General features: G+C 61.0%; 22 protein-coding genes. 14 read left to right on the top strand and 8 right to left on the bottom strand.

Annotated elements, in window-relative coordinates; translation table 11 throughout:
- Positions 1 to 14: 14 nt before the first annotated feature.
- The 10 genes from EWV35_RS05605 (at position 15) to EWV35_RS05560 (ending at position 11,745) form a co-directional block, all read left to right on the top strand.
- Positions 15 to 1,310 (top strand): MurT ligase domain-containing protein, encoded by a 1,296-nt coding sequence (locus EWV35_RS05605; RefSeq protein WP_394342435.1) that lies wholly within the window; start codon positions 15 to 17, stop codon positions 1,308 to 1,310.
- Positions 1,307 to 2,026, top strand: a complete 720-nt coding sequence (locus tag EWV35_RS05600) for a type 1 glutamine amidotransferase (protein ID WP_129658915.1) — start codon at positions 1,307 to 1,309, stop codon at positions 2,024 to 2,026. Before EWV35_RS05605 ends, EWV35_RS05600 begins: the two co-directional genes overlap by 4 nt.
- Positions 2,027 to 2,245: 219 nt before the next feature.
- Positions 2,246 to 3,007 carry a YebC/PmpR family DNA-binding transcriptional regulator gene (locus EWV35_RS05595; protein ID WP_129658913.1) on the top strand — a complete coding sequence of 254 codons (762 nt, stop codon included), beginning with the start codon at positions 2,246 to 2,248 and terminating at the stop codon, positions 3,005 to 3,007.
- Positions 3,008 to 3,026: 19 nt separating this feature from the next.
- Positions 3,027 to 3,698 (top strand): crossover junction endodeoxyribonuclease RuvC, encoded by a 672-nt coding sequence (ruvC, locus tag EWV35_RS05590; RefSeq protein WP_129658911.1) that lies wholly within the window; start codon positions 3,027 to 3,029, stop codon positions 3,696 to 3,698.
- A gap of 89 nt (positions 3,699 to 3,787) precedes the next feature.
- Positions 3,788 to 4,435, top strand: coding sequence for a Holliday junction branch migration protein RuvA (ruvA, locus tag EWV35_RS05585; protein WP_129658909.1), 648 nt, complete (start codon positions 3,788 to 3,790; stop codon positions 4,433 to 4,435).
- Positions 4,436 to 4,453: 18 nt separating this feature from the next.
- Positions 4,454 to 5,512: a Holliday junction branch migration DNA helicase RuvB gene (ruvB, locus tag EWV35_RS05580; protein ID WP_129658907.1), complete on the top strand. Its 1,059-nt coding sequence runs from the start codon at positions 4,454 to 4,456 to the stop codon at positions 5,510 to 5,512.
- Positions 5,513 to 5,628: 116 nt separating this feature from the next.
- Positions 5,629 to 6,228 carry a preprotein translocase subunit YajC gene (gene yajC, locus EWV35_RS05575; protein ID WP_129658905.1) on the top strand — a complete coding sequence of 200 codons (600 nt, stop codon included), beginning with the start codon at positions 5,629 to 5,631 and terminating at the stop codon, positions 6,226 to 6,228.
- Between the two features lie 67 nt (positions 6,229 to 6,295).
- Positions 6,296 to 8,053, top strand: a complete 1,758-nt coding sequence (gene secD, locus EWV35_RS05570; RefSeq protein ID WP_129658903.1) for a protein translocase subunit SecD — start codon at positions 6,296 to 6,298, stop codon at positions 8,051 to 8,053.
- A complete protein-coding gene (gene secF, locus EWV35_RS05565) occupies positions 8,046 to 9,212 on the top strand; it encodes a protein translocase subunit SecF (RefSeq protein WP_129658901.1) in 1,167 nt (388 codons plus the stop codon). Before secD ends, secF begins: the two co-directional genes overlap by 8 nt.
- A gap of 148 nt (positions 9,213 to 9,360) precedes the next feature.
- The gene (locus tag EWV35_RS05560; protein ID WP_129658899.1) at positions 9,361 to 11,745 is read left to right on the top strand and encodes a RelA/SpoT family protein; all 2,385 of its coding nucleotides are present in this window, start codon (positions 9,361 to 9,363) and stop codon (positions 11,743 to 11,745) included.
- Positions 11,746 to 11,762: 17 nt separating this feature from the next.
- Here EWV35_RS05560 and EWV35_RS05555 read toward each other — a convergent pair whose 3' ends face one another.
- On the bottom strand, positions 11,763 to 12,407 hold the full coding sequence (locus EWV35_RS05555; protein WP_129658897.1) for a hypothetical protein: 645 nt from the start codon (positions 12,405 to 12,407) through the stop codon (positions 11,763 to 11,765).
- A 106-nt stretch (positions 12,408 to 12,513) separates the two neighbouring features.
- Entirely contained in the window at positions 12,514 to 13,845 is a 1,332-nt protein-coding gene (locus tag EWV35_RS05550) for a DUF349 domain-containing protein (protein WP_238654179.1), read from the bottom strand.
- A 268-nt stretch (positions 13,846 to 14,113) separates the two neighbouring features.
- Here EWV35_RS05550 and hisS point away from each other — a divergent pair, with 268 nt between their 5' ends.
- The 4 genes from hisS to EWV35_RS13520 all read left to right on the top strand — a co-directional run bounded on the left by hisS (position 14,114) and on the right by EWV35_RS13520 (position 18,448).
- Positions 14,114 to 15,460, top strand: coding sequence for a histidine--tRNA ligase (hisS, locus tag EWV35_RS05545; protein ID WP_129658895.1), 1,347 nt, complete (start codon positions 14,114 to 14,116; stop codon positions 15,458 to 15,460).
- Positions 15,461 to 15,577: 117 nt separating this feature from the next.
- A complete protein-coding gene (gene aspS / locus EWV35_RS05540; protein WP_129658893.1) occupies positions 15,578 to 17,353 on the top strand; it encodes an aspartate--tRNA ligase in 1,776 nt (591 codons plus the stop codon).
- A 293-nt stretch (positions 17,354 to 17,646) separates the two neighbouring features.
- Positions 17,647 to 17,859: a hypothetical protein gene (locus EWV35_RS05535; protein WP_129658891.1), complete on the top strand. Its 213-nt coding sequence runs from the start codon at positions 17,647 to 17,649 to the stop codon at positions 17,857 to 17,859.
- 457 nt (positions 17,860 to 18,316) lie between these two features.
- Positions 18,317 to 18,448, top strand: coding sequence for a hypothetical protein (locus EWV35_RS13520; RefSeq protein WP_274542946.1), 132 nt, complete (start codon positions 18,317 to 18,319; stop codon positions 18,446 to 18,448).
- Positions 18,449 to 18,590: 142 nt separating this feature from the next.
- On the opposite strand, the gene EWV35_RS05530 is transcribed toward EWV35_RS13520, so the two are convergent.
- The 6 genes from EWV35_RS05530 to allB form a co-directional block, all read right to left on the bottom strand.
- Complete coding sequence (locus EWV35_RS05530; protein WP_129658889.1) at positions 18,591 to 18,953, bottom strand: hypothetical protein; 363 nt, start codon at positions 18,951 to 18,953, stop codon at positions 18,591 to 18,593.
- 151 nt (positions 18,954 to 19,104) lie between these two features.
- A complete protein-coding gene (locus EWV35_RS05525; RefSeq protein WP_129658887.1) occupies positions 19,105 to 19,308 on the bottom strand; it encodes a hypothetical protein in 204 nt (67 codons plus the stop codon).
- Between the two features lie 574 nt (positions 19,309 to 19,882).
- Positions 19,883 to 20,443, bottom strand: a complete 561-nt coding sequence (locus tag EWV35_RS05520) for a cysteine hydrolase family protein (protein WP_129658885.1) — start codon at positions 20,441 to 20,443, stop codon at positions 19,883 to 19,885.
- Positions 20,444 to 20,572: 129 nt separating this feature from the next.
- On the bottom strand, positions 20,573 to 21,430 hold the full coding sequence (locus EWV35_RS05515) for an arylamine N-acetyltransferase family protein (RefSeq protein WP_165168365.1): 858 nt from the start codon (positions 21,428 to 21,430) through the stop codon (positions 20,573 to 20,575).
- A 19-nt stretch (positions 21,431 to 21,449) separates the two neighbouring features.
- Positions 21,450 to 21,908 carry a peroxiredoxin gene (locus EWV35_RS05510; protein WP_129658881.1) on the bottom strand — a complete coding sequence of 153 codons (459 nt, stop codon included), beginning with the start codon at positions 21,906 to 21,908 and terminating at the stop codon, positions 21,450 to 21,452.
- Between the two features lie 72 nt (positions 21,909 to 21,980).
- The gene (gene allB, locus EWV35_RS05505; RefSeq protein ID WP_129659626.1) at positions 21,981 to 23,363 is read right to left on the bottom strand and encodes an allantoinase AllB; all 1,383 of its coding nucleotides are present in this window, start codon (positions 23,361 to 23,363) and stop codon (positions 21,981 to 21,983) included.
- Positions 23,364 to 23,753: the final 390 nt, after the last annotated feature.

The following is a 23,753-nucleotide window of genomic DNA, read 5'->3' as shown; positions in this document are numbered from 1 at the left end:
TTAGGATTGATTCCATGCCAAGACCTGTCATCTTCAGACCCGCCACCCGCCTGATCGGCCAAGGCATTCGGTACGCATCCAAGCTCCGAGGGGGAGGTTCCGCTTTCCCCGGGCTGGTCATGGAGAAGTTCGATCCCGGATTCGTCGCTCGTGAACTGTCCAAGCTGCCGCGCGGCGTTGTGGTCGTGTCAGGCACCAACGGCAAGACCACGACCACCAAAATGGCCGTCCAGCTCCTCGAGTCCCAAGGCCTCAAGGTCTTCACGAACCGCACGGGGTCGAACTTCGTCCGCGGCGTCGCGGCGGCTCTTCTGGGCGAAATGAACCTGAAGGGCACACTGGACGCGGATATTGCCGTACTCGAATTGGACGAGGCCCATGCGGTTCACTTCGTCAAGCTGATTCAGCCAAGGTATGCCTTGCTCCTCAACGTGATGCGCGATCAATTGGATCGTTTCGGCGAAATCGACACGACCCGCAAGATGCTGACCAAGGTCGCCCAGGCAACCACCGGAACCGTGGTACTCAACCGTGAGGACCCGCGTATCCGCCGTATTTCGCAGGATGTCGGAGAGGGTACCGACGTGGCCTACTACGGTCTTTCTCACTCATTGCGATCCCGGTTCCCGTCCGACGACGAAATGCGGGACAACAGGCCCGCCCAACAAGCCGAGAATCTTCCCGATGCGTCGGTGACCCTCACCTCCTTCGAGGGCACCAGCACACATGTGCTGATCGGCGACCGTGAAGTCACTACGGAGATCAACCTCTACGGCATCTACAACATCTACAACGCTGCCGCCGCGTTGGCACTGACCCTTGAGATCATGGGCGACGAGGCCGACGAGAGCGCTTTGCTGTCCGAACTGTCCAAAGTGACTCCGGCCTTCGGGCGTGGAGAGTCGGTTCGTATCGGCGACCGCACGCTTCAGCTCCTGCTCGTCAAGAACCCAGCGGGGTTCCGACTTTCCCTGGCTTCCGCGACCGGCGGCGATTACGCGACCATGATCACGATCAACGACGAATACGCCGATGGTCGGGACGTGTCCTGGCTTTGGGATGTCGACTTCGAGGCGCTGCAATCCGGCGGGGTCGACGTCGTCTCCGGAACGAGGGCGTATGACATGGCGCTGCGCCTCGAGCACGACGACGTTCCCGTGCGCGCGGTCAATACCGACCTCTCGAGCGCGCTTGACGAATTCGTCCGCGGCTCGGGGGAGCAGCCGATGCGCGTTTTCTGTACCTACACGTCCATGCTCGCCCTGCGCCGCGAGCTGGCCAAGACGACCGAGGTTGCTGATATCGGATGACCGAGAGCCTGAAAATCCTTCAATTGTACCCGCGGGATATGAATATCTACGGGGACTGGGGCAACGTGCTGTCGCTGACCAGGCGAGCTCGCCAGCATGGCCTGGCCACGGAGATCGTCGATTACAACCCCGGGGACGTTTTCCCGGAGGACTTCGACATCCTCGTCGGCGGTGGAGGCCAGGATTCCGGCCAAACCGTGATCCAGGACGACCTTCACCGCATCGCCCCAGTACTCCGCTCCAAGGCCGAGGCGGGGACCCCGATGCTGGTCATTTGCGGTCTCTATCAGCTATTCGGCAAGGAGTTCCGAACCGTCGGGGGCGAGGTCCTGGACGGAATTGGACTCTTCGACGCGCACACCGTCGGTGGGGAGGAGCGCTTGATCGGGAACATCGTGATCGAGTCGGAAGAGTTCGGCACGGTCGTCGGTTATGAGAACCACTCCGGACTCACGTTCCTGGGCCATGACGTCGAGCGTCTGGGGACGGTGACCAAGGGGGAGGGGAACAACCTGGACGACGATGGCGAAGGCGCACGAGTCCATCACGTCATCGGCAGCTATCTGCACGGGTCTCTGCTTCCCAAGAATCCCAGGATCTCCGACTACTTGATCCGCCATGCGGCGGAGGCGAAATTCGGTTCCTTCCACCCCGTTGAGATCGACGATTCTTTGGCAACCCGGGCGCGCGAGGTCGCGGCATCCAGACCTCGCTGAGCATTGAAGCGGCATCGTCCCAAGCTCACTCGTTAGGGATCCGCAAGTCCATGCGGGTGAGGTTTGCGCGCGCCGTTACAATAGGACCAGGTTTATTCGCGGCCTGATGCCCTGGTTCCGCCTTCGGCGCGAGCCCGTAGGAAACCGTGCCAGGGCCGACTCGAGGGAGAAGCTCTCCGGCCGCGCAACGAAATTGTCTACATTCCGAGGAGCACATCTATGTCGGGTCACTCCAAGTGGGCCACCACCAAACACAAGAAGGCGGCGATCGACGCCAAGCGCGCCAAAGCCTTCGCCAAGTACATCAAGGGGATTGAGGTTGCCGCCCGCATGGGTGGCGCGGATATTTCCGGTAACCCCGCTCTGGACCTGGCCATTTCCAAGGCCAAGAAGAACTCGGTTCCCAATGACAACATCGACCGCGCGGTCAAGCGCGGTGCGGGCCTCACCGGCGAGGTCGTCGAATACTCCGAGATTCTCTATGAAGCACGCGGCCCGCAGGGATCCGCTCTCTACATCGAGTGCTTGACCGACAACAAGAACCGGGCAGCGTCGGATGTCCGTGTGGCCGTGACGCGCAACGGCGGAACCATGGCGGACCCCGGTTCGGTGTCTTTCCTGTTCGAGCGCAAAGGCGTCGTGGAGGTCGCCAAGAGCGAGGGCTTGACCGAGGACGACGTCCTCATGGCCGTGCTCGACGCGGGCGCCGACGAGGTCAAGGAAGAAGACGAATTCTTCGAAGTCATCTCGGAGGCCACCGACCTTCCCGAGATTCGCAAGGCGCTGGAGGATGCCGAACTCGATTACAACAACGATGACCCTCAATGGCGCCCGACCATGACGGTGGATCTGGACGCGGAGGGTGCTCGTAAGTTCTTGCGCCTCGCCGATGCGGTGGAAGCCCTGGACGACGTCCAGAACGTCTACTCGAATGCGGATATCTCGGCCGAGGTCATGGAAGAACTCGAAGCCGACGACTAGTCGAATCGGGAACCAGGATATGGCGCACGAGCACAAGGGACCGGTGGGGGCCGTCGAATCGACGTCCTCCGCCGGTCCTCTGCGTATTCTCGGCGTGGACCCTGGCCTGACCAGATGCGGTTTCGGCATCGTCGAGATGTCGGCGAACCGGAAAGCCCACTACATCGATGCCGGGGTCGCGGGCACTCATGCGGCCGATTCTCTCGACGCCCGAGTACTGCATATCCAACGCGCGATGCAAGGCTGGATCGATACGTATCGGCCCGATGTCATGGCGATCGAACGGGTATTCGCCCAGGAATCCGTCAACACGGTGATCGGGACGGCCCACGCCTCCGGAGTGGTGATCGCGACGGCCGCAGCGGCAGGCATCCCGGTCGCGTGGCACACCCCGTCAGAGGTCAAAGCGGCGGTCACGGGCAGTGGCCGGGCCGACAAAAAATCCGTCGGACGTATGGTGACCCGGATTCTGCAACTCGAAGAAGTCCCCAAACCGGCCGACGCCGCGGACGCATTGGCCCTGGCCATCTGTCACGGTTGGCGGTCAGGGATCATCGGCACCGGCATCAACATGAGTACCGGTGTGCAGACCCATCAGGGATCGATTCCTTCAGGTGCCGCAACCGGTGCCATGACCCCCGCGCAGCGTGCCTGGAAGATGGCCGAAGAACGGTCACGGCGCGGTCGATGAGGCCGGAATCGGGCCCGTGGGCGAGCGTCCGTCGTCCACAGACTCGCCGCTGAATGTTTTTCGTAACTTTGTTCGAATAAGATGGAAGCATGATTTCTTCTCTGACCGGCACAGTGACCCACGTCGGCCTTCACGAGGCCGTGATTGAGGTCGGAGGTGTCGGAATGCTGGTTCAGGCGACTCCTGGAACCCTCGCGACCTTGCGTCTCGGTGAGCGTGCGCATGTGGAGACTTCCTTGATCGTCAAGGAAGACTCGTTGACGCTCTTTGGTTTTCGGGACGACAGCGAAAGGGAGGTTTTCACGACCATGCTTTCGGTCTCCGGAATCGGGCCTCGAATCGCATTGGCGGTGTTGTCCGTGTATACGCCCGTCGAGGTCTCGCGCGCCGTCGCATCCGGCGACGACAAGGCCTTCAGCAAAGTTTCGGGGATCGGGCCCAAGGGGGCCAGACGGATTGTTCTGGAGCTGGCGGGCAAACTCGTTCTGCCTGACGCCGAGACGGACGAGAATCCGGGGAACACACCCCCGGGGGTCTCGACCCAAGGACCGGCATGGAGGCCCCAAGTTCTGGACGCTTTGATCGGTCTCGGCTGGCATGAGAAAGACGCCACTGGAGCCGTTGACTCGTTCGCCGAAGCAGAACCGGAGGCCGATTCCATGAGCGTTGCCGAGGCACTTCGTGCGGTTCTTGCAAGCCTCGGCAGGGTCAACGGTATGGGCCACCGCTCCAAATAGCTCCGTGGAAAGGAACTTATGACACAGCAATTCCCGGAGAACGACGCGCAGAACTTACCCGGCCAGCAGCGTGCGGGCCAGGAACGGTTGGTTGACGCGGAGATCGAACCTGAGGACAAAGCCATCGAGGCGGCTTTGCGCCCCAAAGCCCTTGACGATTTCGTCGGCCAAAAGCGGGTTCGTCAGCAGCTCTCGCTCGTCCTGGAAGCATCCAAGCTCCGGGGCAAGAGTGCGGACCATGTCCTGCTGTCAGGGCCTCCTGGCCTCGGTAAAACGACCCTCGCCATGATCATCGCGGAGGAGATGGGATCGCCGCTTCGGATCAGCTCCGGACCGGCAATCCAGCATTCGGGCGATCTCGCCGCCATACTCTCCTCGCTGACTCCGGGCGAAGTTCTCTTCCTCGATGAAATCCATCGGATGTCTCGTCCCGCGGAAGAAATGCTGTACATGGCCATGGAAGACTTCCGGGTGGACATTGTGGTGGGTAAGGGTGCTGGTGCCACCTCGATTCCGCTGGAATTGCCCAGTTTCACGCTCGTCGGCGCGACTACGCGGGCGGGGCTCCTGCCCGGTCCGCTCAGGGATCGCTTCGGGTTCACCGGTCATCTGGAGTTCTACGATGTTGCGGAACTGGAACTCGTGCTCCGTCGGTCTGCTTCTCTGCTGGACCTCAAGATCACCACGGAAGGATTCCACGAAATTGCGTCGCGCTCCCGGGGAACCCCACGTATTGCCAACCGCTTGTTGCGGCGAGTTCGCGACTGGGCTCTGGTGCACGCGGTGGACGACATCGACGCTCGCACCGCGGCGACCGCATTGAACATGTACGAGGTCGACTCGAGAGGCTTGGATCGTCTCGACCGATCTGTTCTGGAATCTCTGATTCACAAATTCGGTGGGGGACCGGTGGGGCTCTCGACCTTGGCCATCGCCGTCGGCGAAGAAACGGAAACCGTGGAGACAGTGGCGGAGCCTTACCTGGTGCGGGAAGGCCTCATGGGGCGGACGCCCCGGGGCCGAGTCGCATTGCCGTCCGCGTGGGAGCACTTGGATCTGGAACCACCCGAAAAATGAGTTGAGAAGTCTTGACGGGATATTCAGACTCTTCAATTATACTTGCCTAAGTCTGCCCTCCCGTCCTCATCGGGCACCTGCACGGGGGCGGTCACGATCAATTACGTGAGGAACACATGCTACTTTCCACCATCAATCCATCCGGAAGCCTTCAGGCCGCCGAGCAAGGCGGAGCCGGTGGCTCCAACTTCCTGCTACTGGGGCTCATGCTGGTGGTGGTCATCGTTTTCCTCGTCCTGCCCATGCGGCGACAGAAGAAGGCACGCCAGCAGATGCAAGAGCGTCAGCAAGCCATGACGCCCGGGACGCGCGTCATGACCCAGTTCGGCGTGTTCGGAACGATCGTGTCGATCGACCGCGAGGCCAATCGCGCGGTCATCGAAGTTGCCCCCAAGACCGAAATCACGGTTCACTTGGGTGCCGTCACCACGGTCCTGGACCAGAACGGTCAGGTCCCCGGAACCCCTGAGGCCGCTCGGGCGGCGGCCGCACAGGGCGTCACCGACGACTCCCAGCAGGGAACCGGTGAATTCCAGAACGACTCGTCACAGTCCGGCGGCGGATTCGGCTCTTCGGCTTCGGCTGCAGAAAACGATCCGCGTTTGAACGGTGAGCCGATTCAGGACGAGCGTTCGCAGGGCTTCCGCGATGAGAGCCAGAGTGGTTACCGTGAGCAGCGTCCTGAAGGCGACGACAACTTCGGTTCGTCCCGTTAAGTTCAACCCACTTCTCGAGGTGTCCGCCGGCGGCGGGCACCTCGACTTATGATCCTCAGGAATCCTTATGGCTCGGAATAAACGAATGTCGGGTGCCCGAAAGGCCCTGCTCCTGTTGACCGCCATCGTGGTGGTCCTCGGTGGGGTCGTCGGTCTGTCGGCCACCAAGCTCGGTGGTTCCGCGGCACCCAAGCTCGCCTTGGACTTGTCCGGTGGCACGGAGATGATCCTGTCTCCCAAGGCTACCAACGGGGGCGGAGACATCAGCAAAGACCAGCTCGACCAGGCCGTGGACATTATTCGCCAGCGCGTCGACGGCGCTGGCGTCTCGGAAGCAGAGGTCAGCACTCAGTCGGGCAAGAACGTGGTCGTTTCGATGCCTGACACGCCGAGTCAGGAAACTCGCGATCTCATTCAGGCTTCGGCCCAGATGTCCTTCCGATCGGTTCTGACCGAGGGCGAGGGGGCGGCCGTGCCGCAGGACAAACGCACGGAAGAGTCCAAACTCCCTCATCCGGACGCCCAGCCGACCAACGGATCCGATTCCAACTGGATCACCCCCGAGTTGCAGAAGCAGTACGAGCAACGTGACTGCACCGCGAATCCGGGCAAAGACGACCAACTCGATCCCAAGAAAGCCGTGGTTGCCTGCTCCCAGGACGGCAAACAGAAATACATCCTTGGTCCCGTCGAGCTCAACGGCTCGGACATCAAGGATGCCAGTCATTCACAAGTCGAGTCCGGCGGGGGCGTGAGCACGGGTCAGTGGGGCGTGAACATCACGTTCAACGATCACGCGAAGAACGTCTTCAAAGACGTGACCCAGCGTCTCTACGGCTTCTACGGCCAGAACCAGAACGACCCCAAGGCGTCCTTCGCGATCATGCTCGACGGGGGAGTGTTGCAGGCTCCCCGGGCGCAGAACGTGATCTCCGACGGTCAGGCTCAGATCACCGGCAACTTCACCGAGGATGATGCCAAGAGCCTCTCCGAACAACTGAAATACGGTGCGCTGCCGATCAGCTTCAACATCGAGTCCGAGCAACAGATATCGGCGACCTTGGGCACGGACCAGTTGCAGATGGGCATTATCGCCGGAATCATCGGCCTGTTGCTCGTCTGCATCTACTCGCTGTTCCAATACCGACTACTCGGTTTCGTGACGATTGCCTCCCTGCTCGTCGCTGGGGTGGTCACCTACGAGGCCATCACACTGCTCGGTTGGGGAGTCAACTACAGACTCTCCCTCGCGGGCGTCGCGGGTCTCATCGTCGCGATCGGTCAGACGGCGGACTCGTTCATCGTCTACTTCGAACGCATCAGAGACGGTTTGAGGGAAGGGCGAAGTGTGCCCTCTGCGGTGGACCACGGGTGGATGCGTGCGCGCAGAACCATTTGGGCGTCAAAGGGCGTCAACCTCCTGGCCGCCGTCGTGTTGTACTTCGTGGCCGTGGGCAACGTGCGAGGCTTCGCCTTCACGCTCGGCCTCACGGCGATTGCCGACCTCATGGTGATCTTCTGGTTCACCCATCCGATGATGGTTCTACTCTCCAGGACCAAGTTCTTCGGGGAAGGGCACAGACTCTCCGGATTGGATGCTCACGCCCTCGGGTACGTCCCGTTGTACCGGGGTGCCGGCCGGCTCCGCGACCCCGAAGACTCACCGCGTCGAAAGCGCCGCCGGGACGAGGTCGGGGAAGAACCGGACCGTCCCCTCACCATTGCCGAAAGACGCCGTGCCGAGGCTCTGAAATCAAAGGAGCACCAGGCCGAATCCCCTGAAGAGAAGGCCGGCCAAAATCCTGAAGGAGCCGACAATGCCTAAGTTCGCAGAGTTCGGTAGCAATCTCTATACGGGCAAGACTTCCTTGCCGTTTATTCCGAAGAAGAAGCTCTGGCTCGGAATTTCCGCGGTACTGGTCATCATTGCTCTTCTGATCCCGGTCCTCACGGGTGGGTTCAAAATGGGCATCGATTTTCGGGGCGGTTCCGAGTTCACGGTTTCCGATACCAAGAACACGGACATCCAGACCGGAAAGGACGCCGTTTCGAAACACGCGGGCGCGGCCGAGACCGAGGTGACGCGCATTGCTGCCGGAACCGTTCGCGTGCAAACCGAACAGTTGAGCGATGACGACACGCTGGCCGTCAAGGAAGCCCTGCAGAAGGCCTACGACGTCAAACCGGACGATGTGACGTCCTCGTATGTCGGCCCGACGTGGGGTGCCGGCGTCACTCGTCAAGCCACCTGGGGGCTGATCGTCTTCGTCGTGCTGGCAACCATTGGCATGGCGTTGTATTTCCGCACCGTCAAGATGTCCCTCTCGGCCATCGCGGGCCTGCTCTTCACCGTCATCACCACAGCAGGTGTCTACGCGTTGGTGGGCTTCGAAGTGACTCCGTCGGCAATTATCGGATTCCTCACGATCCTTTCCTATTCGCTCTACGACTCGGTCGTAGTCTTCGACAAGATCCGCGAGAACACCAAGGGATACCGGAGCAACAGGAAGCGGACCTTTGCCGACGAGGTCAACCTGGCGGTCAACCAGACGCTGGTGAGGTCCATCAATACGTCGGTCGTCGGAATCCTGCCCGTCGGTTCGATCCTGTTCATTGGGGCCTTCCTGCTCGGCGCGGGAACCCTGCAGGATCTGTCCCTTGCCTTGTTCATCGGCATCATTATGGGGACCCTGGGAACCTTGTTCGTCTCCGCCCCCCTCTATGCTGTTTTGCGTCAAGGGGAGAAGCCGATCAAGGAACAGGCGAGGCTCGTCGAGGGCCAGGACTCCTCGGAGGACACCGCCGCCGCATCCGATGCCGGGCGCGAAGCGCGCTCTTCCGGGTCGTCGAGCTCGAGCCGGTCCGGCTCCTCGACAGCAGGTCGTTCCTCACTGGGCAACGGCAATGTCACCACGGACACCAATCCGGTACCCCGTTTGGACCCGGGCGGTGACGACAAACCCGATAACGGTGCGGTGGTCTGAGATCGCTACTGTCGAAGTGCGACGCCGGTGCGGCTGTGAAGCCGCGCCGGCGTTTCTGCGTTCGCTTAGAGAGGCCCCGGCCGTTTCGAATCGGCTCAGCGCTCCGCGAGGACTAAACTAAGTCCATTACACGGTCAGGAGGTTCATCATGGCATCATCCGATGATCAACAAAGCCACGGGACTCATAGGGTTATGTCGGCGTCAACGAGGACGCCTGAACGTCGGGCATTCCCCAAAGCTTCCGTCATCCCGGCCGAAAACGGGAACCAGCCAACGGAAGGCATCAGCGACTCGACCGCGGCTAGCAGGAGCAAACCGGTCTCGCCGGTTCTGGTTCCCTTGCTGAGAACTGTCAAAGCCAACAATCCGCAGGAGGATTTCTCCACGATCGAGCGGGCCTTCGCCGTCGCGGACAAGCACCACACCGGGCAGAAACGCAAGAGCGGCGATCCGTACATCACTCATCCGGTTGCTGTCACCACGATTCTGGCGGAATTGGGTGCCTCAGGGGCCACGCTCATTGCCGGGTTGTTGCACGACACGGTCGAGGACACGGAGTACTCCCTCGAGGAGCTCACGGCAGACTTCGGTGAAGAAGTCGCCGAACTCGTCGACGGCGTGACCAAACTGGACAAGGTCACCTACGGGGAACACGCCCAGGCCGAGACGGTCCGCAAAATGGTCATCGCCATGGCCAAGGACATCCGTGTTCTCGTCATCAAATTGGCCGACCGTCTCCACAACGCACGGACGTGGCGTTTCGTGTCCCCGCAGTCGAGTGCCCGCAAAGCGAAAGAAACCCTGGAAATCTTCGCCCCACTGGCGCACCGGTTGGGAATCAACACCATCAAATGGGAACTCGAAGATCTCTCCTTCGCGGCCCTTGAACCCCGGATCTACGACGAGATCGTCCGGATGGTCGGGGACCGGACCCCGGAACGCGAACGGCAGCTCCAGGAAATCCGCACGGGGGTGATGGACGAACTCAAGGCATCCAACATTTCGTGCGAGGTCACGGGGCGACCGAAGCATTATTACTCGATCTACCAAAAGATGATCCTTCGGGACAAAGAATTCGACGAGATCTACGATCTCCTCGCGATCCGAATCCTCGTGGATTCCGTGCGCGACTGTTATGCAGCGCTCGGTGCGATCCATGAGGTGTGGAAGCCTCTCCCCGGCAGGTTCAAGGACTACATTGCGGTTCCCAAATTCAACACGTATCAGTCGTTGCATACCGCCGTGATCGGCCCGTCCGGGCGACCCGTTGAGGTGCAGATCCGTACGCACGAGATGCACCAGAAAGCCGAATACGGCATTGCGGCCCACTGGAAATACAAAGCTGCCGCCCGCGGCGAAGCATCCTCCTCAGGGCAACGCACCGAAGACTCCGCCGACGCGTTGAAGTGGTTGCAGTCGTTGATGTCCTGGCAGTCCGAGACCAGTGACTCGTCAGAATTCCTGGATTCGCTTCGCTACGAGGTCAACGCCCAGGAAGTCTTTGTGTTCACACCAGCGGGTGACGTTCTTTCCCTGCCAGCCGGCTCGACACCGGTCGATTTTGCCTACGCGATCCACACCCAGGTCGGCGAGCACACCATCGGAGCCAGGGTGAACGGCAAGCTTGTGCCCCTGTCCTCGAAGCTCAACCACGGTGACCGTATTGAGGTCTTGACGACCAAGGCCGAGGATGCCGGCCCCAGCGAAGACTGGCTCAAATTTGTCGCGAGTCCGCGGGCGCGGACCAAAATCCGGCATTATCTGACCAAGGAACGCCGCGAAGAGGCCATTGAAAAGGGCAAGGACAACCTCACGCGGTCCATGCGCCGCCACAGCCTGCCTTTACAGAGGCTTCTGACGAGCAAACTCCTCCTGTCGGTTGCAGAGGAGCAACACAAAGACGACGTCGCCGCCCTGTACGAGGCCGTCGGAGAAGGTCAGATCAAGGCCCAGGACGTCATCGACCGACTTGTCGATCTCTTGGGCGGTTCCGGAACCGAGGAAGAAGACCTCGAGGAAGAAACCTCCATTACGACGCATGCGCGCCCCAAGTTCGCGGATTCGGGCGTAGTGGTCCAAGGTGCAGATGGCGTCTACACCAAATTGGCACGCTGCTGCACCCCCGTTCCTCCGGACGAGATCATGGGAATCGTGACCCGCGGGAATGGCATCTCGGTGCACAGAGTGGATTGTCCCAACATGCGGCAGGCACAGGATGACCCCCGGCGCATCGAGGTGCAGTGGGCACCGACCAAATCCTCGGTGTTCCTGGTGGAAATCCAGGTCGAGGCTTTGGACCGCAAGTCTTTGCTCTCGGATGTGACCAGGGTGCTGTCGGAAAGCCACGTCAATATTCTCTCGGCGAATGTTCACACCAACGTGTCCCGGCTTGCTATTTCCCGTTTCTCCTTCGAAATGGGTGATCCCAGATACCTTGACCATGTGCTCAATACTGTCCGCGGCATCGACGGCGTGTACGACGTCTACCGAATCACGGGTTCTCGTCCAACGCCAACCCAACCTGCGTCCTGAACGGCCTGCGGCGGGAATCAGGACACCGTGGGCGCCAGCTGATGCACACGCTCGATCGCTCGCCTTCGGAACTTGAGCCGTGGGACCGCAGCCAGAGCCGCGCACAGGACCGGCGGCGAACAGCCGAATGAGGGTGCTCGTATGAAGGTCGCCAAGGCGGCGTCCCCAGCGGGTGAGGCGTCGAAAGCAGCGAGGTCCACGCATGTCCGCAGGGGAGTGGTAACCAGTACGGGCCCGACCCGGTTTACCTCGAATCGCGAATAGTTCAGGTAACGGTGGTGGACGTAGCGCAGTTCCTGGGCGCCGAACTTGTGGCCATCGCTCCCGTTGACCGTGCACTCGAGATAGCGGGGCGGAGCCGCACACCCGTAGATCCAAGCCGCGGTCAGTCGGTGGAGTACGGACCGGCGCCGGCTCAAGGCTCTCAGATGGAGACCGGCCGCATATGCCCGTAACTCCGGCGATGGCGCGGAACTGCTGTAAACGCGGTGAAGAACAGGCGCAAGGAGTCCACGTGCCGCCAGCGTCTGGGCCTCGGCTTCGGTCAGATGCACTCCGGCGAGAAGCAAGCTTTGTGGGCACCCCAATTCCGCAAAGTGAACTTCCCACAGAGTCTCAGGACGGGGTGAAACGGTACGTTCGGTCGGGGAATCGCTATGCATACGACTCATCTCACCGTACGAAAAGCGCAAAAAGCACGGGTTTCGGAAATTTGTGGATAAATTCCCGAACCCGTGCTTCATGAGGCACAGGACGCCTGTGCTGCGGCTAGGAGGCTGACTCGACCTGGTCGAGCCACTTGCGGCGTGCGTCCAGAGCTTCCTGTGCCTTGGCGATCGCCGTGGAGTCTCCCTTTGCTTCCGCCGCGGCCAGCTCGTCTTCCAGCCCAGCGATGGATTGCCGGAGCTGAGCCACCATCGAGTTGGCTCTGGCCTGAGTTTCCGGGTTGGTTCTTTCCCACTCGGCCTGTTCGGCCTCGGAAATTGCGTCCTGGACCTTCTTGAGCTCGTTCTCGACGCGGCGGAGGTCACTGCGAGGAACCATGCCGGCCCGATCCCATTCATCGAGGATGGGCGCGAGTTTGGCCTTGGCGACATCCGGATCCTTGACCGGCAGAATAGCGCGCGCCCTCTCGAGCAGGGCTTCCTTGACCTTCAGGTTCTCGGCGAATTCCCGATCGGTTTCCTCGTTGGCTGCCGCGCGGGCGTTGAAGAAAACGTCCTGGGCCGCCCGGAAACGGGCCCACAGGGCGTCGTCTTCCTTGCGGGACGCACGTGGTGCCTTCTTCCACCGATCCATGAGGTCGCGGTACTTGATGGAGGTTTCGCCCCAGTCGGTCGACCCGGAAAGAGCTTCGGCCTCGGCGATCAGGCCTTCTTTGGCTTTCTTGGCCTTCGCGTTGTCTTGATCCAACTGGGAGAAGTAGGCGCGGCGATGTTTGTCGAAGGTCGTCCGTGCGTTGCGGAAGCGCTTCCACAGTTCATCTTCGACCGACTTATGAAGCCTGTTCTCCTTCTGGGCGGTCTTCCAAGCATTGAAAAGGTCGTTCATCCGGGCGCTGGAATTCTTCCAGTGAGTCTGAGCAGGGTCTTGCTCGGCGACGTCTTCGGCCGCCTTGACGATGGCTTCCCGTTCGGTGCGAGCACGCTCCTTCGCGGCCGCTGCCTCGCGTTCCTGCTCCTCCGTGAGACGGCTCGCTGCTTGTTCCAGAGCATCGAGCCGTTTCTCCAAATCGGCTATGTCGCCGACCATTCCCCGTGCAGCAACCTGTTCCTTGAGGCTGCCAATGGTTCGGGAAACCGAGGCCGCGTCGGTGCCCTGGGAGACTCGATCCTCCAACAAGGAAATCTGGGTCTCGACTTCAGCAAACTTCCTCGCGAAGTAGGCGAGGGCCTCGTCTTCGGTGGCGTCCGGGAACGCCCCTACCGGTATATTCTCTCCGCGCACTTCGACGTAGACGTGTCCGTCCTCGCCGACGGATCCAAATTTCTTCGCCTCCTCCAGGGACGGCCGCACAGGGGGAGCGGCAGGTTTGGGCGCGGTCGGGGCCCCGGGCAGGTTGGCCGGAGTGGGCATGTCGTCGGGCTTCTTCTCGGTCACCGCTGAAACTCTTTTCGTGGGAGGGCCTGTGCGGCCCTGGTGTATCGATGTGCGACGGCGCCCTGAGATTTCATGGGCACTGGACACCAATATATATGGGGCGCGCGTCACGTGAATGGGGTGTTTCGCGAGAAGATGAGGCAATTATGCCTCATCGGGGCCTTTCACCCCCGTTTTTCGGTTCGCTTGGGTCCTCGCCAAGGTTTAGTCTTAAGGATGATTGTGCGCGATGTGCGCGCCGGCATGCTCAAAACTCGAGGAGAGGCACATGGCCCGTAAGGCGTCCCTGTCAGGTTTTCCGGAATTGCTACCCCAAGAGAGGGTCGTGGAGAATCACGTGCTGGACGTCTTGAGGCATACGTTCGAACTCCACGGATTCTCCTCCGTTGAAACCCGGTCTGTGGAAACTATCGATCAGCTCCTCCAAAAGGGCGAGATCGACAAAGAGGTTTACGCGGTGTCCCGTCTCCAGGAAGATCCGGACACCAAGAAAGCGGAGAAACTCGCGCTCCACTTCGACCTGACAGTCCCTTTCGCCCGGTATGTCGTGGAGAACGCGGGATACCTGAATTTCCCGTTCATGCGGTACCAGATCCAGAAGTCCTGGCGGGGGGAGCGCCCACAGGAAGGCCGGGCCCGCGAGTTCACGCAAGCGGATATCGACGTCGTCGGAGAAGAAACGCTGCCGTTCCGATACGACGTGGAGCTCGCACTGATCGTCGTGGACGCCCTGACTCGGTTGCCCATTCCCGAATTCAAATTGCGGGTCAACAACCGCAAACTTTCCGAAGGCTTCTATCGCGGCATCGGACTGTCCGACACCGCGGGGGTCCTGCGTTCGATCGACAAGTTGGACAAGATCGGGCCCGTGGCCGTGGGTCAGCTCCTCAAGGACGAGCTCGAGGCCACGGACGAGCAAGTTCGCGCCGCGTTGAACTTGGCGTCCATCACCGCAGAAGACACCTCTTTTGCGGAGAAGGTCCGCGCTTTTGGTGTGGAGGACGAACTCCTCGACCAGGGCCTGGCCGAATTGACCGAGGTCATCGAGGAAGCGTCCAAACGCGCGCCGGGCAGGGTCATCGCAGATCTGTCGATCGCCCGCGGCCTGGACTACTACACGGGGACCGTCTACGAGACCGTACTGGTGGGGCACGAACAATTGGGTTCCATCTGCTCCGGCGGACGCTACGAGTCCCTCGCTTCGACGGGGAAGAAAACCTACCCCGGCGTAGGACTCTCGATCGGCGTGACTCGCTTGGTCTCCCGAATTCTCTCCCAGGAGCTGGCCCGCCCCACGCGCAAGGTGCCTTCCGCGGTGCTGGTTGCCCTGACCAACGACGAAGCATGGTCGGCTGCGCAGGACGTCGCCGATCACCTCCGGTCCCGAGGGATCGCGTGTGAAGTCTCGGCCAGCGCCGCGAAATTCGGCAAACAGATCAAGTACGCGGATCGCCGAGGCATACCCTTCGTGTGGTTCCTGGGGACTGACGACTCAGGCAATACGACCCACGAGGTCAAGGACATTCGTTCCGGCGAGCAGGTGGCCGTCGACCCGAGCACCTGGAATCCGCCCGAGGAAGATCTTCATCCGCGCGTCGTCGCCGGCGACGACTGAATCCCCCCCCCCCATCTTTGTGGTGCGGGGTCCGACTCTGAGCTCTGAGCGGGCCGGGTAGACTCTGCACAGAACAAGTCCGGCGGAGAACCCGCCGGCACGTCGAAAGGACCGTGAGTGCTACGCACGCATACGCTCGGTGAATTGACCGCCGAGAACATCGGAGAGACCGTAACGCTGGCTGGCTGGGTAGCCCGCCGCCGTGACCACGGCGGCGTGGCCTTCGTGGATCTGCGCGACCGGGAAGGCGTCACCCAGTGCGTGTTCCACAATGAAGCGGACTTCGATGCGTTGCGCAACGAGTACGTTCTGAAGGTCACGGGTGTGGTGTCTCGCCGCCCGGACGGAAATGACAACCCGAATCTGGTGACCGGCCAAATCGAGGTCGAGGTCAACGAGGTCGAGGTGCTGAACACCGCGGCGCCTTTGCCGTTCCAGATCGACGAGCACGTCGAAGTGGGCGAGGAAGCTCGCTTGCGCCACCGGTACCTGGATCTGCGCCGTCCGGCCCCTGCGGCGGCCATGCGTCTGCGCTCGGACGCGAGCCGGGTCGTCCGTGAGCTGTTGCATCAGGACGGTTACCTCGAGGTAGAAACTCCGACGATGACCCGGTCTACCCCGGAAGGCGCCCGTGACTTCGTCGTGCCCGCACGACTGGTTCCCGGCTCGTGGTACGCCCTGCCCCAGTCCCCGCAGTTGTTCAAGCAGCTCCTGCAGGTCGGCGGAATCGAAAAGTACTTCCAGATCGCGCGTTGTTACCGTGACGAGGACTTCCGCGCCGACCGCCAGCCGGAATTCACCCAACTGGATATCGAGGCTTCTTTCGTTGAGGAAGACGACGTCATCGACTTGGGAGAGCAGGTCGTGTCCGCTCTGTGGAAGCTGATCGACGTCGAAATCCCTCGCCCCATTCGCCGCATGACATATCGCGAAGCAATGGAGAAGTACGGGTCGGATAAACCGGACCTGCGCTTTGGCCTGGAGCTCACGGAGCTGACGGAATATTTCCAGGACACGACGTTCCGTGTTTTCAAGGCTCCGTACGTCGGAGCGGTTGTGATGCCCGGCGGCGCTTCGCAGCCGCGCCGCACCCTCGATGCTTGGCAGGAATGGGCAAAGCAGCGTGGTGCCAAGGGCCTGGCATACGTTCTCGTCCAGGAGGACGGCAGCCTGACCGGCCCTGTCGCCAAGAACATCACCGAAGCCGAGCGCGAAGGTCTGGCTGCGGCAACGGGCGCAGAGCCCGGTGACTGCATCTTCTTCGCTGCCGGTGAGGCCAAGCCTTCTCGCGCTCTCCTGGGTGCTGCACGCGTCGAAATCGGTCACCGCACCGGACTCATCAAAGACGGCGACTGGGCTTTCGTGTGGGTCGTGGACGCCCCGATGTTCGAATCCGCGAAAGAGGCCGAGGATTCTGGCGACGTCGCCCTGGGCAACTCGGCATGGACCGCTGTGCATCACGCCTTCACCTCCCCAAAGCCGGAGTTCCTGGAGACGTTTGATCAAGATCCGGGCTCGGCTCTGGCGTACGCCTACGACATCGTGTGCAACGGCAATGAGATCGGCGGCGGTTCCATCCGTATCCACCGCCGCGACGTCCAAGAGCGCGTTTTCAAAGTCATGGGCATCTCGGAGGAGGAAGCCAACGAGAAGTTCGGGTTCCTGCTCGAGGCCTTCAAATACGGTGCGCCCCCGCACGGTGGAATCGCCTTCGGCTGGGACCGCATGGTCGCCTTGTTGGCCGGCACCGATTCCATCCGCGACGTCATCGCCTTTCCGAAGACGGGCAATGGCTTCGACCCGTTGACTGCGGCTCCCGCACCGATTACGCCGCAGCAGCGCAAAGAAACCGGCGTGGATGCCAAGCCCGAGAAGAAGGGCTCCGAGAAGTAGCCAATGGCTGGCTTTGCCAAGCCGTGGTAATGCTGTAACCCCCGGCCTTGGGCCGGGGGTTTTCCCGACCTGCGGGGGGGGGGCCGACGCCCGCCGAGCAAGGGCAAAAAAGGCTTCCTCACCGGATGAACGGCCTGATCCGTAGGCGCCGTAAGCCACGTACGGGCCGACCGTGCGGTCACGTGGAGCCGGGTACACCGAGAAGTGATGGACGGCGGTACGCCCGAATTCAGTCCTCTCTCACCTCGCGTGCGGTCTTCTGCGGACTAGCGTTCAGAACGTGACCTGCAAAAATGGACCACCACGAAATCGAGCTCACGGCCCTGGAAAATATGGCTGGGCCCTTGATGACCTCGAACGTCTCCAGAGGGCGGTCCGAAGGGTCCGCCGGATGCTCCCGCACCATCCGTCTTCCGGACGGTCACATCGACGGCGACGGTATTCGAATCAAGCAATTCTCATCCGTGAAAGTTTCTCCAGGATCCACGGTCTCCGGCGTGACGTGATTGGCACCGGCCATTGTGCTGTTCTTCGCCATTTCCCAGATTGTGATCTCCTTCGAATGGACCGGTATCGGCTTCATCCTGACGGTCAGGGGGTCCATGGTTTTGGTCAAACCGTCACGGCGAGTTTGCCCGGATATCTTTCGGCTCTTGTCGGTGCCCTTCGGTGGTCGAGGGTCGAGACGCATGTGGCACAGATGTTTCTGCCTCGTGGGGTTTGGCATCGACGTCGTGGGCCTTGGTCGGGTGGTGTTGGGTGGGGGTCACCCGGTTGAGAGGTGTTTTCCATCGTGAGGTGGGGGCTGTACCCCTCCTAATGGTGAAACCGGCACCGTATCGAGCAACCACCACCTAACGGGGGCAGACTCCCTGGAGGATCCCACGCCCCACATCTGCTGGTTCTGATCCTCATGAGGATCGGGGTCGAGACTGTCAACGGGATAGTGACCAGGAGTCGATCATGTGGGCGATATTAGCTCGCCTTCTGGTTCCGACGATGATGTATTTCGGCGTCGGCTTTGTTCGCCGAACCGTCTTTTTCGCCCTGCGGTACTTCATGGCCGCCCTCTTGGGCCGGGCCACCTTCGCCTGATCAGGGTTCCGCCCGGTGGACAAACGGTGCCCTGCACGTCCCAGTGGTCCGGGTCCAGGGCACCAGCCTTCCCGATCAGGCTTCCGGCTCATTCATCAGGCGTGAGATGTCTGTAGTAGCTCAGGCGATGCCTGATCGGTTGTCATTCGGCTTCATGGCTGGCGGCTGCACCCGGCCTGGTTTGAGGAATTTTGTTTGTCGCGGCCTTCCTGAGTTCTTCGGCCGCGGCTTCGGCTTCCTCCGGAATCAGATGCCAAGCAATACCGGCGGTCAGCTCGCCTTCTTCCTTGGGGACGATCCATCCGAGACCGACCAGGGCCGTGGTCAGGGTGTTCAGCCCATCGGCCAGAGTCTTTCCATCACTGTCGCAAATCTCTCCTGTTTCGGCACACAACCGCCACCGATGTCTCACGCAGATCTGCCGAGCCCACTGGGACTCGTTCTGCACATATTTTGGTGGGATCGTCAGGATTGTCTCTGTGACTGGTTGCGTTTCATACTGCATGGTGAGCTCCTTTGCTCTGCCGGACACAACGGCTTGACCGTCTCCGACTTCTTAGCAGGCGGGCCAGACCTTAAAGCTGTGGGACCGACGGAAGTTGTGCAAGAACTCTGAGCGCAGAACGTCCGTCGGGCCGCATGTCAGCTAGGGAAGTTTAGCTGGACTGGTTGCCGCTATGGCGGCCGCCCTTGGCCTTGTCCTCTGTGGACTGGGCCTCAGCGCCTTCCCTTCCGGCCTTATGCGGGTCGGCAGAGTTCTTGTCACCGAAGCTGCCGGTGCTCTCTTCGCCGCCCTTGTGGGCTTGTTCTTGGGTGTCCTTGCGGTTCCCGAACTGTCCCGGAGTGTTCTTGTCAGCCATAATCATGCCCTTTCCGATATGGGAGCGTTCTTCTTACAGCTGTGCGCCTCACTAACTATATAACTCCGACCGGATCGACTTTGCAAGCATTTTTCCGATTTTTGGTTTAGATCTCTTTCAAGGAAGCTGGGTGGTGGAAGACGGATTTGTCGGAAAGTGTTTGTGCATTGCTGGGGAAATACTGCGGGATACCGCGGAATACTGTGACACCCGCCCTTATCCGGCGTTGTGTTGCCGTAGATTCGCCGATTCTGATTCTCGACGCTATCGGGGATTCTGCTGTTTGGCCCTTGAAATACCACGGCATTAGCCAATTCTGATTTAATCTCCTGACTGCATAATAGAAATACAATGTGCTTTGGGTCAGAGTTAGCCACCCTCTGGTTACTATGGGGTTCGCTCCGGAGATCGGGGCGGGATAATACGGCTCACAGTTACATGTTGCGGCATCGTAGTTCCCCAATACTGTAGCTCGCCGTAGTACTGAATCATCGCCTCTCGAAACCGTCTCGGACGACGAGGCCAGAAGCAAGGCGTCGTCCGACGCTACAGTCTCAGAACGGCCGATCTCCGCTCAGTGATCGGACTCCCACATCTGTATGACCTCGTCCACGGCGTGCAACTGGGTCTGCCGGTCGTCGACCAGCTGCTCCAGCATGATGTCCTGGTAGCGCTCCCGATCATCCGCTATGGCGTCGGTTGCAATTGCCGTTCGAATATTTCGTGCGTACGCGTCCCGCACCGTTTGAGCAATGCATCCATGGGTGGAGACCCCCGCGACCACCACGCGATCAACATCCAGGTTTCTTATCCTCAAGTCCAAGTCGGTGCCGAACCAGGCGCTGTCACGGGTTTTCTCGACCCGCGTGACGCCTTGGGTGTCAAGCCCCTCGACCAGCTCTGCCGAGGGGTCGTTGTGGAAGAGATACCCCTGATCGTCGTCGAGCATGTTGAGAGTCCACGTGGATCGGTCCCGGCTGTGCTCGGTCGTGATGAGGAAAACCGGGACCCTGTTGTCCCTAGCCGCTGCTATGAGTTTGTTGGAAGACTCGACGAGATTCTTTCGGGCCAGTTTCAAGGTCTCGGACGTAAAGAACCCGGCTTGGAGATCGATCAGCAACAGTGCGTCTTTCATAGAACTTCGATTCATCGTGAGGACAGGCCGTCCCACCATTCTCACCGAGAGCTCACCCGATTGAAATCCTCGAAGGCCCAAGGGGCCGGCGTCGTGGCCGATTCGCCAGGAAGCCGCCGTCTGTTCGCTCTAGATCTCGTTCCGAGTCGAGGGCGCCCCCGAACGGTTTTGCAGGTCTGCGATCCTCTCCGCGAGTCTTTCCTTCTCATGAGAAGTCATGTGCACGCCCAATGCTTCGACAGCGGTGGCGGTATCCACGGGGTCCAGTTCTTCTCTGCGGGTGCTTTGCCCGGCAGATCGGAAGGTTCGAGCCTCTTCGGTGACGGTGACGTGGCCTTCGGCAGTGTGCCGCATCACCATAAGATGTTCCGTGAACGGTCCGAAGCCAGCGGTGGACGTGACCAGGTGGCCTGAGCGGACATCAACGGGCATCACCGGCAGTCGGTCCGTGAAGTGCTGAGGCTCGCCATCGCGCTGCAGCTCCCAAACCTCAGAAGCCGCCGAGCCGTGTTTGACCAGAGTGAAGGTGCGGTCGCCTTCGATATGCTCGCCGTTTTCGGAAATGAGCATCGGCTCGCGCAGGCTGAAACCGAAGCCTGGGTCGCACAGGTAGCTGTGATCGCCCACAGTGACGACGACGCTCAGATGCGTTCGCGAGTTGTCGGGTGAATGCACGCGTCCAAGGAAGAGGTCGACCGAGAAGCCCAATCGCTGCAGGACACCCGCGAAAAGCTGAGAATGTTCGAAGCAATAACCGCCACGATGACGCTCCACGATGGACTGCTGCACAGCATGCGCCGTCACGCCCGGATGATCACCCAGGAGCACCTGGACATTGGAAAACGGATACGTGCGAACGTGACCGCCGTAGATTCGACGCACTAGATCCAGGTCGAGAGGCGCTCGGTGTGCATCGACCACGCCGATCTGGTCCAAATATGTTTCGACATCGTAGGCCCCGATGTCCCATGGTGTTCCCGAAGTCATTTCGATCCCATGTCCCCGGTTATTTTTGCAGCTCGGACACGAGTCGAGCCACATGGCCTTCCGCATCGACACGGTATTCGGCGCGCACGATCTTTCCGGCGGTGTCGATCACGAAGGTCGATCGCAAGGGGCCAACGGAAGTCTCACCGTTGATAGTGCGCTCACCCCACGCGCCCCATTCCTGGGCAGCGGCGTGATCCGGGTCGGACAGGAGCGTGTACGGGAGGCTGTACTCCTCGGCAAAGCGGGCCAATTCCTCTGGGCTGTCCCCGGAGACCCCATAGACCCGTCCCTTGAGGGCGGCCAGGTTGTCCCGGAAGTCACAGGCCTCGCTGGTGCACCCGGGGGTGAAGGCCTTGGGGAAGAAATACACCACCACGTCGCTTCCGTGGTGGGCACCGAGGTTCACGGTGCTTCCGTCGTGGGCTGAAAGTTCGAGGGTGGGGGCGGGGTCGCCGGGAACGAGTTCGCGTGACATGTTTTCTCCTGATGATTGATGGTTTGTTTCGGTAGCCGGCTGGCGTCGATGCCTAGCGTTCGCAGCGCCGACTTAAGCGGATCCGCGGTTGATCAGTCTGCCGGTCGGGGTTTTGTAGTCTACGAGCTTGCCACCGACGAATGTCTTGCGGACCTTGCCTGAGACTACCTTGCCTTGGTAGGGGGTGATCGGGTTCTTGTGATTGAGCCTGGCGGCATCGACGACGTAACTTTCGTCTGCCGCAAAAACCGCGAAGTCTGCGTCGTAGCCCAGGGACAGGCGACCTTTGGACCGGAGACCCACACGCTCGGCCGGCCGCCGGGACATCCACTCGAGGACCTTAGCCAACGGGATCCCGCGACGACGCGCCTCGGTCCAGATCAGGGACAGACCCAACTGCAGGGACGAAACTCCACCCCACGCCACACCGAAGTCGCCATTTCCGAGATCCTTGAGCGCCAGTGTCGAAGGCGAATGGTCCGAGACGATGAAATCGATGGTCCCGTCCATAAGTCCCTCCCACAGCTTCTCCCGGTTGTCCACCTCGCGTACCGGTGGACAGCATTTGAAGGCGGTGGCGCCGTTCGGAATCTCCTCGGAGAGCAAAGTCAGATAGTGAGGGCAGGTTTCTACGGTGATATCCAAGCCATCACGCTTGGCGGAGGCGATCATGGGCAACGTGTCGGAGGACGAGACGTGCAGGACGTGCGAGCGGGCACCGGTCCAGCGGGTCCGCTCGATGACCTCCGCGATCGCGATGTTCTCCGCGCCGCGAGGCCGGGACTTCAGAAATCTGTCGTAGACGTCCCCATCCGGACTCGGAGCCCTGTCGATGGTCCGGGAGTCTTCGGCATGCACGATCATCAACGAGTCAAACGTCTTGATCTCGGCCATGTCCTTTTCCATCTCATCCGCATCGAGGTGCGGAAACTCGTCCACCCCTGAATGCAGCAGGAAGCACTTGAAGCCGAATACGCCCTCGTCGTGAAGGGTACGCAGATCCTTCTCATTTCCGGGAACGGCCCCTCCCCAGAACCCGACATCCACAAAAACGTTGCGCCGGGCGAACAACCTCTTGTATTCCAGCGCCGGAGCGTTGACCGTGGCGGGCACGGAATTCAGCGGCATGTCCACGATCGTGGTCACGCCGCCGGCGGCGGCCGCACGCGTAGCGCTCGCGAATCCTTCCCAATCGGTGCGACCGGGCTCGTTGACGTGGACGTGAGTGTCCACCAAACCCGGGATCAGCGTCTCGTCCTCCTCCAGCTCGACCACACGCGTCCCGTCGAGGTCTGCCCCCAGCGGCTCGATTGCCACAATCTTTCCGTCCTTGACCGCGACCTCTCGAGGGGCGACATGGTCGCCGCACGAGACCTGGCGGCCGCGTACCACGAGGTCGAAGCGGGACTCTCCAACGACTGTGGCAGCGTCCCGGTTCTTGTCTTCCGGTCCGATGTCGTCGACGGTGTGCTCGGACTTGTACGCACGTATCAGCTCCCGCACTCGCACAGGGTTGTTGGCCCTGTTGGCAAGTTTGATCTGCTCCGCGCGCGCGGAATCGAAGCCCGACTGACGACCGTCGGTCACGGACCGCTGGGAATTCCCCTGGGCGACGTCGTGCGGTGAGTTCTGCGGTTCTGGCTCCGAGGCGGAGTTCTCGATCTTGCTCCGAACGGTCTGGGGCGCCTTCTTGGCATTTTCTTTGGGCGTCACAGCCCACCGCCCACGATCGGACTCCGAATCCGTGCGTTCATCGGCTCCCTCCGAGCCGTTTGGCGTGGAGTCCTTGGGATGTGCGTTCATGGTGGAATCCTTCCGTGAGAGGGGACGTCGGACGCCGTCCCG

This window comes from Rothia uropygialis (assembly GCF_004137765.1).
Lineage (GTDB): Bacteria > Actinomycetota > Actinomycetes > Actinomycetales > Micrococcaceae > Rothia.
Note: the sequence above shows the minus strand (reverse complement) of the source record. Positions and strands in the feature narration are given on the sequence as shown.

Coding starts and splice junctions, on each gene's coding strand:
- EWV35_RS05605 (WP_394342435.1), top strand. CDS start 15: ATGCCAAGACCTGTCATCTTCAGACCCGCCACCCGCCTGATCGGCCAA.
- EWV35_RS05600 (WP_129658915.1), top strand. CDS start 1,307: ATGACCGAGAGCCTGAAAATCCTTCAATTGTACCCGCGGGATATGAAT.
- EWV35_RS05595 (WP_129658913.1), top strand. CDS start 2,246: ATGTCGGGTCACTCCAAGTGGGCCACCACCAAACACAAGAAGGCGGCG.
- ruvC (WP_129658911.1), top strand. CDS start 3,027: ATGGCGCACGAGCACAAGGGACCGGTGGGGGCCGTCGAATCGACGTCC.
- ruvA (WP_129658909.1), top strand. CDS start 3,788: ATGATTTCTTCTCTGACCGGCACAGTGACCCACGTCGGCCTTCACGAG.
- ruvB (WP_129658907.1), top strand. CDS start 4,454: ATGACACAGCAATTCCCGGAGAACGACGCGCAGAACTTACCCGGCCAG.
- yajC (WP_129658905.1), top strand. CDS start 5,629: ATGCTACTTTCCACCATCAATCCATCCGGAAGCCTTCAGGCCGCCGAG.
- secD (WP_129658903.1), top strand. CDS start 6,296: ATGGCTCGGAATAAACGAATGTCGGGTGCCCGAAAGGCCCTGCTCCTG.
- secF (WP_129658901.1), top strand. CDS start 8,046: ATGCCTAAGTTCGCAGAGTTCGGTAGCAATCTCTATACGGGCAAGACT.
- EWV35_RS05560 (WP_129658899.1), top strand. CDS start 9,361: ATGGCATCATCCGATGATCAACAAAGCCACGGGACTCATAGGGTTATG.
- EWV35_RS05555 (WP_129658897.1), bottom strand. CDS start 12,407: ATGCATAGCGATTCCCCGACCGAACGTACCGTTTCACCCCGTCCTGAG.
- hisS (WP_129658895.1), top strand. CDS start 14,114: ATGGCCCGTAAGGCGTCCCTGTCAGGTTTTCCGGAATTGCTACCCCAA.
- EWV35_RS05535 (WP_129658891.1), top strand. CDS start 17,647: ATGGACCACCACGAAATCGAGCTCACGGCCCTGGAAAATATGGCTGGG.
- EWV35_RS13520 (WP_274542946.1), top strand. CDS start 18,317: ATGTGGGCGATATTAGCTCGCCTTCTGGTTCCGACGATGATGTATTTC.
- EWV35_RS05530 (WP_129658889.1), bottom strand. CDS start 18,953: ATGCAGTATGAAACGCAACCAGTCACAGAGACAATCCTGACGATCCCA.
- EWV35_RS05525 (WP_129658887.1), bottom strand. CDS start 19,308: ATGGCTGACAAGAACACTCCGGGACAGTTCGGGAACCGCAAGGACACC.
- EWV35_RS05520 (WP_129658885.1), bottom strand. CDS start 20,443: ATGAAAGACGCACTGTTGCTGATCGATCTCCAAGCCGGGTTCTTTACG.
- EWV35_RS05515 (WP_165168365.1), bottom strand. CDS start 21,430: ATGACTTCGGGAACACCATGGGACATCGGGGCCTACGATGTCGAAACA.
- EWV35_RS05510 (WP_129658881.1), bottom strand. CDS start 21,908: ATGTCACGCGAACTCGTTCCCGGCGACCCCGCCCCCACCCTCGAACTT.